General features: G+C 42.2%; 3 protein-coding genes. 1 reads left to right on the plus strand and 2 read right to left on the minus strand.

Annotation, left to right across the window (positions count from 1 at the left end):
* Together IQ229_RS24335 and IQ229_RS21965 are read right to left on the minus strand one after the other, a co-directional pair.
* Positions 1–1102: translation initiation factor IF-2 N-terminal domain-containing protein (locus IQ229_RS24335; RefSeq protein ID WP_228013647.1), on the minus strand; the 1102-nt coding region annotated here is incomplete at its 3' end.
* A 205-nt stretch (positions 1103–1307) separates the two neighbouring features.
* Complete coding sequence (locus IQ229_RS21965; RefSeq protein WP_194047368.1) at positions 1308–2225, minus strand: histone deacetylase family protein; 918 nt, start codon at positions 2223–2225, stop codon at positions 1308–1310.
* Positions 2226–2333: 108 nt separating this feature from the next.
* Here IQ229_RS21965 and IQ229_RS21970 point away from each other — a divergent pair.
* Positions 2334–2906 (plus strand): mechanosensitive ion channel family protein (locus IQ229_RS21970; protein ID WP_194047371.1); only part of this gene is annotated, 573 nt, incomplete at its 3' end.

The following is a 2906-nucleotide window of genomic DNA, read 5'->3' on the forward strand; positions in this document are numbered from 1 at the left end:
GGATGTCACCAACTGCCTCAAAACATAAAAATCCTGTATCTGGCAACTTATAACGCTCTGTTGCCATAAATTCAGCTAAGTCGCGTTCTAATCTGAGGCTGATAATACAACGGTTGGGGTCAACTTCTTCAACAGTCCCTAATTGACGGCCGCTAATCCAATTTTTGCCGACAGGAGCAGTTTCAAAAAGCTTTAAATCTTCATTTTTTGTGCGTCTTGCTCGTTCCCAAAAGTTTTCTACTTCGAGGGAATTTTGATAAAAGCCGTCAAGGGTGGCTGAGGCTACATCAATTTCAAAACTGATTCGTCTTTTGAAGTTATAGTTATGACTTACATAACGCACGCAAAATTGACGCGCTTTCGCAATTTTTTCCTCAATTTGCAAAAACGCTTTCCAAGCCTTAAGCTGATCTTCTGTGGGCACATTTTCGCCACAAACTGGCGCGGCGGCGATGCGTTTCAATGTTGCAGGCGCAATGTCGAGATGATACTGATGATTAGGTAGCAAACGCAAGCGACAGGGTATAGCATAGCTATCGGCGTGTCCCCGTGAGGGTTGTAACAACTGAGCCGAAAGTATTTTTATCCCGTCGCGTCCATCTTTTGGTACAGCCGCTCTAAATCCTAATGTTTTTCTCAGCTTCTCAAGTCTTGCAGGTAATGGAAAATCATCGCTGTCTGTCGCTATTGTTAAATCCCAAATTTCTTCTCTTGCTTCTTTCCCCGCGCCTTTGCGACGCACATAAAATAGGGAGGGCTTTTTACCAACACATTCCAACATTAACTGATTGGCGCGATCGCGCCGCTCCCTAAAATCGGAATATGATTTCAAGGCAGCCTCACCTTCAAGATGGCGGATAAAGCTATCAATTGCTGAAGCTATAAACGTATAGCCCCAATCTTCAGAGGTTGTTTTAGTTTTCGAGGATTTTGCTGTTAGTTTATTTGCTATTGCACGAATACGTTCTGCATCGGATTCTGAGATTGTACTGGTATGACCTTTGACTAGTATGTTGAGCTTGCCGCAAATTAATAATAGCTTCTTGCTATCCAAATTTAATTCTTTTGCTAGTTCGTATATTCTGAGTTTGCCGTTGTTCATCCAGTACTGCCTTTGCCAACAAAATTTTCAAGGACAATTGAGGGTTTAACTTTAAACGCAGAGGGGAGGCAGCGCGTTGCGGGGGTTCCCCCCGTTGTAGCGACTGCCGTCGCGCAGAGGAACGCAAAGTTGATTTTAGTCCCATTTGGTACAAATTAAATTTGGTAATACTCTACGATTTTGGCTAGTATTACCCATTAAATAACTATAGTTTGTAATGATGGTAAACTTCGCTAGCGGCCCGATGCAACAGGGAATGCCGCCATACTAAAGATTTCATATCATCAGCATAACCGCCGCCAATGACGCAGGCGACGGGATAACCGCTATTCATGCAAGTACTCAAAACCTGCATTTCTCGGCGAAAAATCCCAGCATCTGTAAGGGCTAATTTGCCCAAGCGATCGCCTATATGAGGGTCAACACCTGCATCATAAAATACTAAGTCTGGCTTGACTTTAGATAATAAATCTGGTAGGTACTTTGCCAAAGTTTGTAAATAAGCATCATCCTCCATTCCCATAGGCAAAGGAACATCCAAATCGCTGTTTTGTTTAGTACCGGGGAAATTGACTTCGCAGTGCATGGAGAAAGTAAAAACGCTGTCGTCGTCTTGGAAGATAAAAGCTGTGCCGTCTCCTTGATGGACATCCAAATCCACAATTAGGATTTTTTGGACGAGTCCGAATTTTTGTAAAACGCGACAGGCGATCGCTAAATCGTTGAAAATACAAAAACCAGACCCATAACTAGGAAAGGCATGATGAGTTCCACCAGCAGTATTACAAGCTAAACCTTGACTTAGTGCCAGTTTAGCAGTGAGTATTGTACCACCTACCGCTACACAGGTACGATTCGCTAATGCTGGACTCCAAGGCAAACCTATGCGACGCTGTGCTTTGGCATCTAGGGTTCCTTCACAGTAAGCTTGAACGTAACTTGGGGTATGGACTAACTCTATCAATTCTGGCGGTGGATGTTCGGGGGTGTGAAATTGTTCTTGATTCGCTACACCATCAGCTAACAGCAATTCATAGAGTTGTCGGAATTTAGGCATCGGGAAACGATGTCCTTCAGGTAGAGGAGCAACGTAATCTGGGTGGTAGATAATTGGCAAGTCCATAAGGAAAGAAAATATCAAGCAGCTAATCCGACAACAAGGTAAAATTTAGCCATAAACACAGCAAAAATGCTGTTCTCGTAAATCTAAAACTCCAAATTTAAAATTGATATGATGGAATGGATTGCACCGGTAGCGTTTATTCTAGCTGGCTTACTAGCTGGGATAATTGGTGAAAAAGTTATCTTCAAAAAACTAGAAACATTCGTTAATAATAAACGAATTGCCGGGGGTAATATTATATTTCGCTCTCTGCACCGCATGACTTTTATTTGGTTTGTCATTGGCGGTTTTTTTTGGGCAATTCTCAGCGCACCCCTGAAACCAGATATTGCGATCGTACTACAAAAAATTCTGACGATCGCATTGCTGTATTCGGTAACGATAGTCTTAGCAAGATTGGCGGCTGGGTTTGTTAATTTATTTATTCGCAGAACAGAAGGGGTTCCCACATCACTAATTTCTAACCTTGCTAAGATTACTGTTTTAGTTTTGGGAACATTAATCATATTGCAAACGCTGGGTGTTCAAATTACGCCAATAGTCACCACTTTAGGTATTGGCGGTTTAGCAGTTGGTTTGGCACTTCAAGACACACTCGCAAATTTGTTTTCTGGTTTTTACTTAGTTATTTCTAAGCAAGTTAGAACCGGAGACTATGTAAAATTAGATGCTGGTCATGAG

Source organism: Nostoc cf. edaphicum LEGE 07299, assembly GCF_015207245.1.
Taxonomy (GTDB): domain Bacteria; phylum Cyanobacteriota; class Cyanobacteriia; order Cyanobacteriales; family Nostocaceae; genus Nostoc; species Nostoc edaphicum_B.